The following is a 13,669-nucleotide window of genomic DNA, read 5'->3' as shown; positions in this document are numbered from 1 at the left end:
GGGTCTCCTTGTCCTTATACTTCGCTGGCGATCGGGTCGGTGTCGGCAATGGCCTTGCCGCGTTCCGTGCTCTTCGTATTGTAGAACGTCGCGGCCATGCCGGAGAGCAGGATGATGGCGATGCCCAGCCAGCTGTGCCAGCTGAACACGTCGCCGAACATCGCCACGCCCCACGCACTGGAAAACACGATGCCGGTGTACTGCAGGTTGGCCACGACCAGCGTCTTGCCGACGCGGTAGGCGCGCGTCATCGCCATCTGCGCGGCGGTGGCGCACAGGCCCATCCCCAGCAGCAGGAACACGCCGTGGACGCTGTTCAGCGGATGCCACGTCACGGGGCCGCCGCCCGCCTCGGCCACGTGGCCGACGATGCCCGCGACCAGGTTCGTCGCGGCGAAGTAGAACACCACGCGGTACTCCGGCTCGCCCGCCAGGCCCAGTTTGCGCACCTGCATATAGGCCATCGCCGACAGCACCGATGACCCCAGCGCGACCAGCGCGTCGAACAGCTGGTTGGCCTCGAACGCGGGACGCAGCAGCAGCGTGACGCCGACGAAGCTCATGCCGACGGCGACGATCAGCGGCCACTCGACGTGGTTCTTGGCATGCCACCAGCCGTGCGCGAACAGCCACACGGCGATCCAGATCGGCGCCATGTAGTTGAGCGTCATCGCGGTGGCCAGCGGCAGCTTGGCGATCGAGTAGAACCACAGCCACAGCGAGACCACGCCGATGAAGCCGCGCCACAGGTGCGCCAGCGGGAAGGCCGTCTTCAGCGTGCCGCCCTGGATGCGGATCATGATGAACAACACCACGATGCCGACGATCCCGCGATACATCACGAGTTCGGAGGTGGTGTAGGTTTCCGAAGCGAGCTTCACGCACACGCCCATCGCGGCGAACATGAAACTGGCGAACAACATCCAGAGCGATTGCATTGACGACTTCCTAGAATGACCGAGGGGACAGATCGTAGCCGATTCTGTCCCCTCGAGTGGTGCGGTGCTTTTTACGGTGCCAGGCTGGCGAGACCGGGATTGCCCGGTTCGATGCGGCTGCGGTACCACTCGTGGAAGTGCTGCATGCCGTCTTCCATCGGCGACTGGTACGGACCGGCGTCCGTCTGGCCGCGCTCCATCAGGATGCGGCGGCCCGCGTCCATGCGCAGCGCGATCTCGTCGTCCTCCACGCAGGTCTCCATGTAGGCGGCCCGCTCGGCCTCGACGAATTCGCGCTCGAACAGCACGATCTCCTCGGGGTAGTAGAACTCGACGACGTTCTTGGTGCGGTTCGGGCCTTCCGGCCACAACGTCGAGACGACCAGCACGTGCGGATACCACTCCACCATGATGTTCGGGTACAGGGTCAGCCAGATCGCGCCGTACGGCGGTGCTTCGCCGTTGCGGAACTTCAGCACCTGCTCCTGCCAGCGCTGGTAGGCCGGCGAGCCCGATTTCTTCAGGCCGCGGTTCACGCCCACCGTCTGCACGCTGTAGTCCGCGCCGAACTCCCAGCGCAGGTCGTCGCACGTCACGAAGCCACCCAGGCCCGGGTGGAACGGCTCGACGTGATAGTCCTCCAGGTAGACTTCGATGAAGGTCTTCCAGTTGTAGTCGCAGTGGTGCACTTCGACGTGATCGAGCATGTAGCCGGTGAAGTCCAGGTCCTTCGTGACGGACAGGTTCTTCAGCTTGTTCATCACGTTGTAGCCGTTCTGCTCGAACAGCAGGCCGTTCCAGCTTTGCAGCGGCGCCTTCGGCAGGTTCAGACACGGCGTCTCGGCAAAGTGCGGGGCGCCGATCAGCTCGCCCTTCAGGTCGTACGTCCAGCGGTGCAGCGGGCAAACGATGGTGTTCGCATTGCCGCGGCCATTGAACATCAGCGCCTGGCGGTGACGGCAGACGTTGGACAGCAGTTCGATGCCATGGGCATTACGGACCAGCATGCGACCCTCGTTTTCCGAGGCAAGGGTCGTAAAGTCGCCGACATTCGGCACCATCAGTTCGTGGCCCACGTAGCGTGGGCCGTTCTGAAACAATTGCTGCATTTCCCGCTGCAGGAGCGTTTCGTCAAAATAGACGTGGACCGGAAGTTGCGCGCTCGAGCGCGCCAGCCTGGCGTGGGTACCCAGATCGGACATCCCAACCCCCCTTAATTAAAGTACTGCAACCAAGAAGAGACAGAATCCGCAAAGACCTGAATTCAGAGTATAAAAACGGTATTTCGGATAGAACCGGAGATTATAGCGCGGTAACGGTAACTCTGCCGATAAATCTTCGCCCGGACGCGCATTGTGCCCGTTATCCTGGGGGGGGGGCGCGCACCGGCTTTTGTCTGGCGGAAATTGCAACGTTGTCCCGCGCACCCGTTGCCTTTTTGGACCGTAAAGGAGCATTTGTTCTAAAATAACGGGCTACACTGGGCGATTGTGTCGTCCAGCACATTGTCGTCCAGCATAATTACGAGTCGGGTCAAACACGCACTATGGTCAAGAAAACGAACGGCGACAGCACGAACGCCGACAGCGCCGGCAGCCCGGCAAGCTTCGAGGAAGCGATGGCCGAGCTGGCGCAGCTGGTCACGCAGATGGAATCGGGCCAGCTGCCGCTGGAGGCCTCCGTGGCCGCGTACGCGCGCGGCTCGGAGCTGGTGAAGTTCTGCGCCGGCCAGCTCGACAAGGTCGAAGCCCAGGTCAAGGTCCTCGAAGGCGACATGCTGAAACCCTTCGCCGACGACGAGGCGGGCCAATGAGCGCGCAGTTCCAGGACTGGATGAAGAGCATCCAGGCTGGCATGGAAGCCGACATGTCGGCCTACCTGCCTGCCGCCGATGTCGTCCCGACCAAGCTGCACGCCGCTATGCGCTATGCGCTGCTGGGCGGCGGCAAGCGCGTGCGCCCGCTGCTGGTGTATGCGGCCGGCGCGTTGTCTGGTGCCGATGCGCGCACGCTGTCGCGCGCCGCCGCCGCCGTCGAAATGATCCACGCCTATTCGCTGGTGCACGACGACATGCCGTGCATGGACGACGACGAACTGCGCCGCGGCAAACCGACCGTGCACGTGGCCTACGACGAAGCGACCGCGCTGCTGGTCGGCGACGCGCTGCAGGCGCAGGCCTTCAACGTGCTGGCGGACGCGGACACGCTCCCGCCGGCGCGCCAGGTGGCGATGCTGCGCCTGCTGGCCGAGGCCGCGGGGTCGGCCGGCATGTGCGGCGGCCAGGCCATCGACCTCGATTCGGTCGGCCTCGCGCTGACCCTGGAACAACTGGAACGCATGCACCAGCTGAAGACCGGCGCGCTGCTGCGCGCCGCCGTCGTGCTGGGCGCACTGGCCGGGCGCGACCTGGAAGCATCCGAGCTGCGCGCGCTGCACGACTACAGCCGTGCCATCGGCCTGGCTTTCCAGGTCGTCGACGACGTGCTGGACGCCACCGCCGACTCGGCCACGCTGGGCAAGACAGCGGGCAAGGACGCGGCCGACAATAAACCCACCTACGTCTCCATCCTGGGCCTGGAACCGTCGATCGCCCTGGCGGAAAAACTGCGCCAGGACGCCCACGCGGCGCTGGCCCCATTCGGAGACAACGCTCTGCGCTTACGGGAACTCGCGGACCTGATCGTGCAGCGGAAGGCATAAATGAAACTGCTTGAAAACATTGAAAATCCGGCCGACCTGCGCAAGCTCGCGCGCCACCAACTGAAACCGCTGGCGGACGAACTGCGCGGCTTCCTCCTGGACTCCGTATCGAAGACGGGCGGCCACCTGTCGTCCAACCTCGGTACCGTCGAACTGACGGTCGCGCTGCATTACGTGTTCAACACGCCGGCCGACCGCATCGTGTGGGACGTGGGCCACCAGACCTACTCGCACAAGATCCTGACGGGCCGGCGCCAGCAGTTCCACACGCTGCGCCAGCTGGATGGCATCTCCGGCTTCCCGCGCCGCGTCGAAAGCGAATACGACACGTTCGGTACCGCGCACTCGTCCACGTCGATCTCCGCCGCGCTGGGCATGGCGCAGGCCGCGAAGATCAAGGGCGAACAGCGCCACGCGATCGCCGTCATCGGCGACGGTTCCATGACGGCCGGCATGGCCTTCGAGGCGTTGAACAACGCCGGCGTGCAGGAAGACCTGAACCTGCTGGTGATCCTGAACGACAACGACATGTCGATCTCGCCGCCGGTCGGCGCGCTGAACCGCTACCTGGCACGCCTGATGTCCGGCCAGTTCTACGCCGCCGCGAAGAACGTTGGCAAGTCGGTGCTGCCGGCGCCGATGCTGGAGCTGGCCAAGAAGCTGGAAGAGCATGCCAAGGGCATGGTGGTACCCGCCACGATGTTCGAGGAATTCGGCTTCAACTACATCGGTCCGATCGACGGCCACGACCTCGACTCGCTGATCCCGACGTTGCAGAACATCCGCAACCTGAAGGGCCCGCAGTTCCTGCACGTGGTGACGAAAAAAGGGCAGGGCTACAAGCTGGCCGAGGCCGAGCCGATCCTGTACCACGGCACCGGCAAGTTCAACCCGGCCGAAGGCATCAAGCCGGCACCGCCGTCGAAGATCACGTACACGGAAGTCTTCGGCAACTGGCTGTGCGACATGGCCGCAAGCGACGAGCGCCTGGTGGGCATCACGCCGGCCATGCGCGAAGGCTCCGGCATGGTGCGCTTCAACGCGGAATACCCGGACCGCTACTTCGACGTAGGCATCGCCGAGCAGCACTCCGTCACCTTCGGCGCCGGCCTGGCCTGCGAGGGCCTGAAGCCCGTCGTCGCCATCTACTCGACGTTCCTGCAGCGCGCCTACGACCAGTTGATCCACGACGTGGCGCTGCAGAACCTCGACGTGACGTTCGCGCTGGATCGCGCCGGGCTGGTGGGCGCCGACGGCGCCACCCATGCGGGCAACTATGACCTGGCTTACCTGCGCTGCATCCCGAACATGGTCGTGATGGCCGCATCCGACGAAAACGAATGCCGCCAGATGCTGACCACGGCCTATCACTACCCCGGCCCGGCCGCCGTGCGCTACCCGCGCGGCGCCGGCGTCGGCGCGGCGATCCAGAAAGAACTGACGACGATCGACCTGGGCAAGGGCGAGATCCGGCGCACGGGCGAGCGCGTCGCGATCCTGGCGTTCGGCTCGATGGTGGCACCGGCGCTCGCCGCGGCCGAAACGCTGAACGCCACCGTAGCCAACATGCGCTTCATCAAGCCGCTGGACGTGGAACTGGTCAAGCAACTGGCGGCCAGCCACGACTATCTCGTCACGGTCGAAGAGGGCTGCATCATGGGCGGCGCCGGCGCGGCGGTCGCCGAGGCGTTGGCCGAAGCGGGCATCGCCAAGCCGATCCAGATGCTGGGCCTGCCCGACAAGTTCATCGACCATGGCGACCCGGCCAAGCTGCTGGCCAGCGTGGGCCTGGACGCCGCCGGCATCGCCGCGTCGATCAAGGCGCGCTTCCTGGGCGGCGAGCCGCGGCTGGTGGTCAACAACGGGTGAGGTAAGCCTTCGCCGCTGGGGTCTGTCCCTGCAAGGGACTGACCCCGAAGTTCGGTTGCGTTGCGCCAGCGCCGGCCGTGAATAAACCCAACGGCGAAGCGTCGGGGTCAGGTCCAAATGGCGCTAATGTAGGGCGTATAGTTCAGCGAGCCGCTGGCTTTTCTGAAACCCAAGACCAGAAACCGGGGTCAGACCCGCCGGGTCTGACCCCGGCCCTTCGCCGTAGGGGTTGCTTATGGTCCTTAACTTAGCGGCATCAGGGTCAGACCCGACGGGACTCGGCGTCCCCGTCCGACCCCGGTCCTTGGTCCTGGGTTTATCGGTTACCTTGCACGACGCGATCGGCCAGGTTCTGCAGTATCGCGCACTCTTCCACCGAATGCGGCTCGTTGCACTGACGGCGCAAGGCTACAAGTTGTTCCTCCAGTGTTCGAAGGGCAGCCATTTGCGATTGAATCGCGGCGATGTGCTGATCCAGGAGCGCATTGACGTGTTCGCACCCCGCTGTAGGGCTTGCCTGCAGGCCGAGTAAGGTTCGAATGTCCTGCAGTCCGATCCGGAGCGACCGGCAGCGGCGGATGAATTGCAGGCGCTCGAAATGGGACGCCTGGTAATCGCGGTATCCGGAACCTGTGCGTACCGGCTCGTCCAGCAATCCCGACTTCTCGTAGAACCGGATCGTCTCCACATCGCAGCCAGTCTTCTTCGCCAGTTCACCGATTTTCACCGCGTCTCCTCGTGCTCGCTTGACTCCGTAGCTGCTACAGGGTTTCAAATGCAGTGTACCCGAACGGAGATCGCCATGTCCGCCTGTTGCTCTGGAGGTTGTTCCTCCGGCAAACCGCCTGTCGACGGCAAGTATCGTCGCATCCTCTGGATCGCCTTGTTCGTCAATGCGATCATGTTTGCGATCGAGCTCTACGGCGGGATCAGTTCGGGATCGGTGTCATTGCTTGCCGACGCAGTCGATTTCTTCGGCGATGCGGCCAATTACGGCGTTTCCCTGTTCGTGCTGGCGCTGGCATCATTGTGGCGTTCGCGCACGGCACTGCTGAAGGGCGCAATGATGGGGGCATATGGCATCTTCGTCCTTGCATCGGCCGGTTGGCATTTCGTGAACGGGACCGTGCCACAGCCGGTAACGATGGGCGTCATCGCCGCCCTGGCGCTGGTGTCGAATCTTGGGGTGGCGCTATTGCTGTATGCCTATCGAAACGGCGATGCCGACATGCGCTCCGTCTGGCTCTGCTCTCGCAACGATGCAATCGGCAACGTCGCCGTGATGCTGGCGGCCTTTGGCGTGTTCGGTACGCGCTCCGGCTGGCCTGACATTGTGGTCGCGTGCGTCATTGGATTGTTGGGTATGACGGCTTCGCGAGCCGTCATCAAGCACGCGCTTGCCGAGATGCGCAGCAAGCCTGCCCAGTTCCAGGGGCACGATGCGAACGAGGCGGTCGAGCTGAAGCGCCGTTGACGCTCGTCCCGTCGCGCCATACCGTACCTCGTCACGCCGCAACCGTGGCTCGTCGCAGCGCTGCCCATCGCCGTGCCGTCCGCCGCCATACTGCGGCATCACAACCGAGGAGAGCGCGATGAAAGACGAACGGACGACGGGGCAATGGCTGGGCGTGACGATGCTGGGGGCGATGGCGAGCGCCATCTGCGGTTACTTCGTGCTGCTGGCACCCGTCTTCGATGGCCCCGGCTTCCTGGCCGGCGCGGCGGTCCATGATGGCCGCGTGCGGGCCGGTGTGTTGCTGGTGCTGCTGTCCGCGCTGCTGCCGCTGGCCGGAGCGCTGGCGCTGTGGCCGCTGCTGCGCGGCCATGGCGAGCGACTGGCCCTGGCATTGACCGCGCTGGCCGTGGCCGCGCTGGCCGTCAGCGTCGTCGAACAGGGGCTGCTGCTGGCAATGTTATCCTTGAGCCAGGCGCACGCCGCCGCGTCCGACCCGGCGGCGTTCCAGCCCGCCTACGCCATGGCGGCCGGCGCGCGTTATGCGGTCCATTACCTTGCCTTGCTGATGTCGGGAGCCACCAGTTTGACGCTGTACACGACGTTCTTCCATGCCCGGCTGCTGCCGCGCATCCTGGCCGCCTGCGGCATGGCCGCGGTGGCGCTGCAGATGGCTGCGGTGCTGCTGCACCTGGCGGGCCAGCCCTTTCACTTCACGCTGGTCGCGCCGGCCGCGCTGTGCCAGCTCGCGACCGGCCTCTGGCTGCTGGCACGTGGCCTGCGCCGGAAGACCTCGATGACGTTGGCTCATGCCGCATAGCAGGCTGCTGCTGCGCCTGCGCGGCGCCCTGGCCTGCGCGTTCGTGGCCAGCCTGCCGCTGGCGCTGATCTGGGATTCGGCATGGGCACTCTGGCTGCGCGCGGGCCTGCTGGCCACGGCCGGGGTGTGTGCCTTCTCGCTGCTGGAGCACTGGCCGCGCCGCCTGCCTGCGTGGCTGGCGCGCTGGGCGCTGCAGGTGGGTGCCGTCGCCCTGGCCATGCCGCTGACGACCGTCGCCATCTACCTGTCCCTGACGGCGTCCGACGTGCCATTCTGGCAGGCTCCAGAACGGCGCCTGGGCTTTGGACTGCTGACGGTCCTGGGCACGCTGCTGGCACCATGGATTGCGCTGGCGGCGCTGGTGCGCCAGAAGGATGCGCTGGCGCGGCACCAGGCGCTGGCGTTCGACCTGGAACGCAGCGAGCTGGCGCGCCAGGCGTCGGACGCGCGGCTGCACCTGCTGCAGGCGCAGGTGGCGCCGCATTTCCTGTTCAATACCTTGGCCAATGTCCAGGCCCTCGTCGATGCGCAGGCCCCTCAGGCACCGGCGCTGCTGCGCAGCCTGACAGCCTACCTGCGCGCGGCGGTACCGCAGCTGCACGAGCCGGCCGCCACGCTGGGGCACGAGCTGGCGCTGGTGCGGGCTTACCTGGACCTGATGCGGATGCGCATGCCCGACCGGCTGCAATTCGGCATCACCGCCGATGCGGCGCTGCATCGGCTGCGTTGTCCCGCGATGACGCTGCTGACGCTTGTCGAGAACGCCGTCCGCCACGGGATCGATCCGGCGGAGGATGGAGGCCGCATCGATATCGCCGTATTTCGGACCGGCGACCGCTGCATAGCCAGCGTCAGCGACACGGGCGTCGGCATGGGGCCCGGCAGCGGCGGCACCGGGCTGGCCACGCTGCGCGAACGCCTGGCACTGCAGTTCGGCGGCGCTGCGCACGTGCGCCTGTATCCCGTCGCGCCCCATGGCGTGCGGGCCGAGATCGAATTTCCCGCCCTGGAGGAAACCGCATGACCCCAGTCCGTCCCACTGCCCTGATCGCGGACGACGAACCGCTGCTGCGCGAGGCGCTGGCGCTGCAGCTGCGGGAAGCCTGGCCGGAGCTGGCGATCGTGGCGTCGGTGCGCAACGGCCGCGAGGCGGTCGCGCAATTCGACGCGCTGCAGCCGGACATCTGCTTTCTCGACGTGCACATGCCGGGCATGTCCGGCGTGGAGGCCGCAACGCACATCGCACGGCGTGCCCAGATCGTGTTCGTCACGGCCTACGACCGCTATGCGGTGCAGGCCTTCGCCCAGGGCGCCCTGGACTACCTCGTCAAGCCGGTCGAGCCGCAGCGGCTGCGCGACACGGTCGCGCGGCTGAAAGAGCGGCGCCGCCCGGCCGCCAACCCGGACCTCGACGCGCTGCTGGCCAGCCTGGCGGGCCAACTGCGCCCGCGCGCGCCGGCACTCCAGTGGCTGACGGCGCAGGTCGGGGCGGCGCTGCGCCTGATCCCCGTCGAGGATATCGACTACCTGCGCTCGGATACCAAGTACACGGCGGTGGCCTGGCGCGGCGACGACGGCCAGCCGGCCGAGGCGCTGGTGCGCACGCCGTTGAAGGAGCTGCTCGCACAGCTCGACCCGGCGCGCTTCGTCCAGGTCCACCGCGCCGTGGTCGTCAACCTGGGCGCCGTCAGCCACGTGGTCCGGGGCGACAACGAAACCGCGACGATCCACTTGAAACGGCGGGCGGCAACGCTGCCGGTCAGCCGCAACTACCTGCACGTGTTCCGGCAGATGTAATGTCGGCGGCGCAGCCGTGGCCGCGTGACAATTGGAGAGAGTGTTGAGCAACTTGCAATGCTATTGTTGCGGCTTGTTTGTTTTTGCCCATCGCTCACCATCGAAAGGAACACCATGAAGGCAGTGTTGCAAGCCGCAGTGCTCGGCGCTCTCGCGCTGGCGGCGTCGGCCCAGGCGGAGGTCCACACGTACGAGTACACCGCGGTCGTCGCCAGCATCAACGAATTCGAACTGGCCACCGGCCGCCACGAGTGGCTGAACGTTTCCACGTTGCCCGGCTTCGCCATCGCGCTCGGCGACACGGTGCGCGGGCGCTTCAGCATCGATACGAACACGGGCTTGTCGTACAGCGAACCGTTCGGCGACGGCGTCATCGCCGACTACTCGGACTTCACGAACCGCAACCGGGTCTCCATCGCGTTCGACCGCAGCGGCCATGACTTCGCCGCACTGGGCCCGCTGTACACGAACCTGTCGATCACCGACCAGCCGGTCGATTCCGGCGACGATGTGCTGCACCTGAGCCAGGGCACCTACGGGCCGGGTCCGCGCGAAAGCATCGCCATCGACCTGACCGATCCATCGGGCACGGCCCTGTCCAAGGCCGTCATTCCTGCGTCGATCGCCGCGTTCGGGCTGCAGACGTTCATGTACCACTACGACACCGGCGTTGGCCCCGGCTATACCCAGGTGATCGTCAACGGCGGGTTCACGTCGCTGCGCGAGGTCAGCGCCGTGCCCGAGCCGGGCAGCTACGCCATGTTGCTGGCGGGCCTGGGCCTGCTGGGCTGGCAGCGCCGGCGCAAGGGCTAGGCACCCGCAATCCAAGGGGCCAGGCACTGCGAGTCGAAGACTCGAAGTGCCTGGCCCCGGTGTCTCATGTGTTATCCGCCTCGCTTGCGCTCGTGGTTCCACAACACGTCGCCACCACCGGCAAAGCGATTGAGCACGCGGGCCAGCACGAACATCAGGTCGGACAGGCGATTCACGTACTGGCGCGGGTGGTCGTGGATCGTTTCCTGGTTGCCCAGGGTGACGATGGCACGCTCGGCGCGGCGGCACACGGTGCGGCACACGTGCGCCAGCGATGCCGCGCGCGAGCCGGCCGGCAGGATGAATTCCGTCAGCGCCGGCAGCGTGGCGTTGTACTTTTCCAGCAGCGCATCGAGGCGCTCCACGTGTTCTTCCTTGATCAGCTGGTAGCCGGGAATGCACAGCTCCCCGCCCAGGTCGAACAGGTCGTGCTGGATCGCGACCAGTTCGGCGTGCAGGTCGTCCGGCATCGGCTCGCACAGCAGCACGCCGATCTGCGAATTGAGTTCGTCCACGTCGCCCATCGCGTGCACGCGCGCGCTGTCCTTGCCCGTGCGGCTGCCGTCGCCCAGGCCCGTGGTACCGTTGTCGCCCGTACGGGTGGCGATCTTTGACAGTCGGTTGCCCATCTCGTCTCCTCTATCAGTCTCTGGTTGGAACGGTGCGAGGATACGACAATTTGCGCCGATCTGGCCTACAATCGTCATACCCCAACGACCCGACCCGCGATGACTTCCGCACCGACCGCAGCCCAGCCATACTCCGCCGAGCGCCAGCACACCGTCGCGCAGGCGCTGCGGGCGGTGCTGCCGGCCGGTTGCGTGCTGGCCGCGCTGGAGGACACCAAACCATACGAATGTGACGGCCTGTCGGCCTACCGCCAGGTGCCGATGGTGGTCGTGCTGCCGCAGGATGAAGCGCAGGTGCTCGCCGTGCTGGCGGTCTGCCGCGACCTGGGGGTGCCGATCGTGCCGCGCGGCGCCGGCACCGGGCTGTCCGGCGGGGCGATGCCGATCGCCGAAGGGGTCGTGCTGTCGACAGCGAGGCTGAACCGCATCGTGCGCCTCGATGCCACCTCGCGCACGGCCGTCGTGCAGCCGGGCGTGCGCAACCTGGCGATCTCGGAAGCGGCCGCGCCCCACGGCCTGTACTACGCGCCCGATCCGTCGTCGCAGATCGCCTGCACCATCGGCGGCAACGTGGCCGAGAACTCCGGCGGCGTGCACTGCCTGAAGTACGGCCTGACGGTGCACAACGTGCTGCGCGTGCGGGTCGCCACGATCGAAGGCGACGTCATCGAGCTTGGCAGCGAGGCACCGGATGCGCCGGGGCTGGACCTGTTGTCCGTGTTCATCGGCTCCGAAGGCATGCTGGGGATCGTCACCGAAGTCACGGTCAAGCTGGTGCCCAAGCCGGCCTGCGCGCGCGTCATCATGGCCTCGTTCGACGACGTGGTCACGGCGGGCAACGCGGTGGCGCACGTGATCGCGGCGGGCATCATCCCGGCAGGGCTGGAGATGATGGACCGCACGTCGGTACGGATGGTGGAGCCGTTCGTCAAGGCCGGCTACGACCAGGACGCGGCGGCGATCCTGCTGTGCGAGGCGGACGGCACGCAGGACGAAGTGGACGACGAGATCGCGCGCATGACGGCCGTGCTGCGGGCGGCGGGCGCGGGCGCCATCGCCGTCTCGACCAGCGAGGCGGAGCGGCTGCGCTTCTGGTCCGGCCGCAAGAACGCGTTCCCGGCGGCCGGGCGCATCTCGCCCGACTACTATTGCATGGACGGCACCATCCCGAGAAAAAACCTGGCGCAGGTGCTGACGGGGATCGCGCAGATGGAAGTGAAGTACGGCCTGCGCTGCGCCAACGTGTTCCATGCCGGCGACGGCAACCTGCACCCGCTGATCCTGTTCGATGCCAACCAGCCGGACGAGCTGCAGCGCGCAGAGGCCTTCGGTGCCGAGATCCTGGCGCTGTGCGTGGCGGTCGGCGGCACCATCACGGGCGAACACGGCGTCGGCATCGAGAAGATCGATTCGATGTGCGTGCAGTTCGCCCCTGCGGAGCTGGCCGCGTTCTTTGCCGTCAAGGGCGCCTTCGACCCTGTCGCGCTGCTCAATCCCGACAAGGCCATCCCGACACTGCACCGCTGCGCCGAATTCGGCCGCCTGCACGTGAGCGGTGGGGCACTGCCGCATGCCGGCCTGCCGCGTTTCTGACATGAACGACTATCTCGACCATTTCCGCGGCCGTATCGTGGCCGCCAGCGCGGCTGCGGCGCCGCTGCGCATCGCCGGCGGCGCCACCAAGGACTGGTATGGTGGCCCGTTGCAGGGCGAGGTGCTGGACACGCGTCCTTATCGCGGCATCGTCGACTACGAGCCGACGGAGCTCGTGATCACGGCGCGCTGCGGCACCCCACTGGCCGAAGTCGAGGCGCTGCTGCGCGAACACCGCCAGATGCTGGCGTTCGAACCGCCGCGCTTCGGCGCGGCATCCACCATCGGCGGCGTCGTCGCCAGCGGCTTGTCCGGGCCGCGGCGCGCCAATGCGGGCGCGCTGCGCGACTTCGTGCTGGGCGCGCAGCTGATGAACGGCCAGGGCGAGCTGCTGAACTTCGGCGGCCAGGTGATGAAGAACGTGGCCGGCTACGACGTATCGCGTCTGCTGGCCGGGTCGCTGGGGGTGCTGGGATTGATCACGCAAGTGTCGCTGAAGGTGCTGCCGTTGCCGCTGGTGGAGACCACGCTGCGCTTCGAGCTGGACGAGATCGCGGCGCTGGCGCGCATGAACCAGTGGGCCGGCCAGCCGCTGCCGCTGTCCGCCACCTGCTGGCATGCCGGCGCGCTGACGGTGCGGCTGTCCGGTGCGGAGGCCGCCGTGCAGGCAGCGGTGCGGCGCCTGGGCGGCGCAGTCGTTGCCGATGCGGCGCCGTTCTGGGATGCGCTGCGCGACCAGACGCACGCTTTCTTCGATACCGACGTGCTGTGGCGCCTGGCCCTGTCACCTGCCGCCAGTGCGCAGGTCCTCGGCGGCGAACAACTGATCGAGTGGGGCGGCGGCCAGCGCTGGCTGAAGGGCGCGCGCGCCGAGGCCGGCGCGATCCGTCGCGCGGTCGCCGCGGCCGGCGGCCATGCAACGCTGTACCGCGCGGCCGACAAGCACGCCGGCGCTTTCCATCCCCAGTCGCCGGCCATCGCCCGCATCCACACACGCCTGCAGGCCGCGTTCGACCCGGCCGGTATCTTCAATCCCGGCCGGCTGTACTGAGACTGC

Annotated in this window: 14 protein-coding genes; 10 read left to right on the top strand and 4 right to left on the bottom strand. The window is 66.8% G+C overall.

Annotated elements, in window-relative coordinates:
* Positions 1–14: 14 nt before the first annotated feature.
* Together PX653_RS16270 and PX653_RS16265 are read right to left on the bottom strand one after the other, a co-directional pair.
* Positions 15–938: a DMT family transporter gene (locus PX653_RS16270; protein ID WP_277413815.1), complete on the bottom strand. Its 924-nt coding sequence runs from the start codon at positions 936–938 to the stop codon at positions 15–17.
* A gap of 71 nt (positions 939–1,009) precedes the next feature.
* Positions 1,010–2,140 carry an aromatic ring-hydroxylating oxygenase subunit alpha gene (locus tag PX653_RS16265; RefSeq protein WP_277413814.1) on the bottom strand — a complete coding sequence of 377 codons (1,131 nt, stop codon included), beginning with the start codon at positions 2,138–2,140 and terminating at the stop codon, positions 1,010–1,012.
* A gap of 344 nt (positions 2,141–2,484) precedes the next feature.
* Between PX653_RS16265 and PX653_RS16260 the strand changes: the two genes are divergently transcribed.
* The 3 genes from PX653_RS16260 to dxs are packed head-to-tail and all read left to right on the top strand — an operon-like array spanning position 2,485 to position 5,507.
* Complete coding sequence (locus PX653_RS16260; RefSeq protein ID WP_277413813.1) at positions 2,485–2,751, top strand: exodeoxyribonuclease VII small subunit; 267 nt, start codon at positions 2,485–2,487, stop codon at positions 2,749–2,751.
* Entirely contained in the window at positions 2,748–3,638 is an 891-nt protein-coding gene (locus tag PX653_RS16255) for a polyprenyl synthetase family protein (RefSeq protein WP_277413812.1), read from the top strand. The genes PX653_RS16260 and PX653_RS16255 overlap by 4 nt, the downstream gene beginning before the upstream one ends.
* Positions 3,639–5,507, top strand: a complete 1,869-nt coding sequence (gene dxs / locus PX653_RS16250) for a 1-deoxy-D-xylulose-5-phosphate synthase (RefSeq protein WP_277413811.1) — start codon at positions 3,639–3,641, stop codon at positions 5,505–5,507.
* A 316-nt stretch (positions 5,508–5,823) separates the two neighbouring features.
* Here the strand turns inward: dxs and cadR are convergent, their stop codons facing one another.
* Positions 5,824–6,234: a Cd(II)/Pb(II)-responsive transcriptional regulator gene (gene cadR / locus PX653_RS16245; RefSeq protein WP_277413810.1), complete on the bottom strand. Its 411-nt coding sequence runs from the start codon at positions 6,232–6,234 to the stop codon at positions 5,824–5,826.
* Between the two features lie 75 nt (positions 6,235–6,309).
* On the opposite strand from cadR, the gene PX653_RS16240 reads away from it, so the two are divergent.
* The 5 genes from PX653_RS16240 to PX653_RS16220 all read left to right on the top strand — a co-directional run bounded on the left by PX653_RS16240 (position 6,310) and on the right by PX653_RS16220 (position 10,390).
* Positions 6,310–6,981 (top strand): cation efflux transmembrane domain-containing protein, encoded by a 672-nt coding sequence (locus tag PX653_RS16240; protein ID WP_277413809.1) that lies wholly within the window; start codon positions 6,310–6,312, stop codon positions 6,979–6,981.
* A gap of 118 nt (positions 6,982–7,099) precedes the next feature.
* Positions 7,100–7,780: a DUF4386 domain-containing protein gene (locus PX653_RS16235; RefSeq protein WP_277413808.1), complete on the top strand. Its 681-nt coding sequence runs from the start codon at positions 7,100–7,102 to the stop codon at positions 7,778–7,780.
* Entirely contained in the window at positions 7,770–8,804 is a 1,035-nt protein-coding gene (locus PX653_RS16230) for a sensor histidine kinase (protein WP_277413807.1), read from the top strand. The genes PX653_RS16235 and PX653_RS16230 overlap by 11 nt, the downstream gene beginning before the upstream one ends.
* The gene (locus PX653_RS16225; protein ID WP_277413806.1) at positions 8,801–9,577 is read left to right on the top strand and encodes a LytR/AlgR family response regulator transcription factor; all 777 of its coding nucleotides are present in this window, start codon (positions 8,801–8,803) and stop codon (positions 9,575–9,577) included. Before PX653_RS16230 ends, PX653_RS16225 begins: the two co-directional genes overlap by 4 nt.
* A gap of 114 nt (positions 9,578–9,691) precedes the next feature.
* Positions 9,692–10,390 (top strand): PEP-CTERM sorting domain-containing protein, encoded by a 699-nt coding sequence (locus PX653_RS16220; protein ID WP_277413805.1) that lies wholly within the window; start codon positions 9,692–9,694, stop codon positions 10,388–10,390.
* A 71-nt stretch (positions 10,391–10,461) separates the two neighbouring features.
* Here PX653_RS16220 and PX653_RS16215 read toward each other — a convergent pair whose 3' ends face one another.
* Positions 10,462–11,019 (bottom strand): cob(I)yrinic acid a,c-diamide adenosyltransferase, encoded by a 558-nt coding sequence (locus PX653_RS16215; protein ID WP_277413804.1) that lies wholly within the window; start codon positions 11,017–11,019, stop codon positions 10,462–10,464.
* A 99-nt stretch (positions 11,020–11,118) separates the two neighbouring features.
* On the opposite strand from PX653_RS16215, the gene PX653_RS16210 reads away from it, so the two are divergent.
* Positions 11,119–12,612, top strand: a complete 1,494-nt coding sequence (locus PX653_RS16210) for an FAD-linked oxidase C-terminal domain-containing protein (protein WP_277413803.1) — start codon at positions 11,119–11,121, stop codon at positions 12,610–12,612.
* Position 12,613: 1 nt separating this feature from the next.
* Complete coding sequence (glcE, locus tag PX653_RS16205) at positions 12,614–13,663, top strand: glycolate oxidase subunit GlcE (RefSeq protein WP_277413802.1); 1,050 nt, start codon at positions 12,614–12,616, stop codon at positions 13,661–13,663.
* Positions 13,664–13,669 lie beyond the last annotated feature (6 nt).

Origin of the sequence: Pseudoduganella chitinolytica (genome assembly GCF_029028125.1) — a bacterium.
Lineage (GTDB): Bacteria > Pseudomonadota > Gammaproteobacteria > Burkholderiales > Burkholderiaceae_D > Rugamonas > Rugamonas chitinolytica.
Note: the sequence above shows the minus strand (reverse complement) of the source record. Positions and strands in the feature narration are given on the sequence as shown.

What these genes read in the sequence shown, in the direction of transcription:
- PX653_RS16270 (WP_277413815.1), bottom strand. Translation starts at nt 938, where the DNA reads ATGCAATCGCTCTGGATGTTGTTCGCCAGTTTCATGTTCGCCGCGATG.
- PX653_RS16265 (WP_277413814.1), bottom strand. Translation starts at nt 2,140, where the DNA reads ATGTCCGATCTGGGTACCCACGCCAGGCTGGCGCGCTCGAGCGCGCAA.
- PX653_RS16260 (WP_277413813.1), top strand. Translation starts at nt 2,485, where the DNA reads ATGGTCAAGAAAACGAACGGCGACAGCACGAACGCCGACAGCGCCGGC.
- PX653_RS16255 (WP_277413812.1), top strand. Translation starts at nt 2,748, where the DNA reads ATGAGCGCGCAGTTCCAGGACTGGATGAAGAGCATCCAGGCTGGCATG.
- dxs (WP_277413811.1), top strand. Translation starts at nt 3,639, where the DNA reads ATGAAACTGCTTGAAAACATTGAAAATCCGGCCGACCTGCGCAAGCTC.
- PX653_RS16240 (WP_277413809.1), top strand. Translation starts at nt 6,310, where the DNA reads ATGTCCGCCTGTTGCTCTGGAGGTTGTTCCTCCGGCAAACCGCCTGTC.
- PX653_RS16235 (WP_277413808.1), top strand. Translation starts at nt 7,100, where the DNA reads ATGAAAGACGAACGGACGACGGGGCAATGGCTGGGCGTGACGATGCTG.
- PX653_RS16230 (WP_277413807.1), top strand. Translation starts at nt 7,770, where the DNA reads ATGCCGCATAGCAGGCTGCTGCTGCGCCTGCGCGGCGCCCTGGCCTGC.
- PX653_RS16225 (WP_277413806.1), top strand. Translation starts at nt 8,801, where the DNA reads ATGACCCCAGTCCGTCCCACTGCCCTGATCGCGGACGACGAACCGCTG.
- PX653_RS16220 (WP_277413805.1), top strand. Translation starts at nt 9,692, where the DNA reads ATGAAGGCAGTGTTGCAAGCCGCAGTGCTCGGCGCTCTCGCGCTGGCG.
- PX653_RS16215 (WP_277413804.1), bottom strand. Translation starts at nt 11,019, where the DNA reads ATGGGCAACCGACTGTCAAAGATCGCCACCCGTACGGGCGACAACGGT.
- PX653_RS16210 (WP_277413803.1), top strand. Translation starts at nt 11,119, where the DNA reads ATGACTTCCGCACCGACCGCAGCCCAGCCATACTCCGCCGAGCGCCAG.
- glcE (WP_277413802.1), top strand. Translation starts at nt 12,614, where the DNA reads ATGAACGACTATCTCGACCATTTCCGCGGCCGTATCGTGGCCGCCAGC.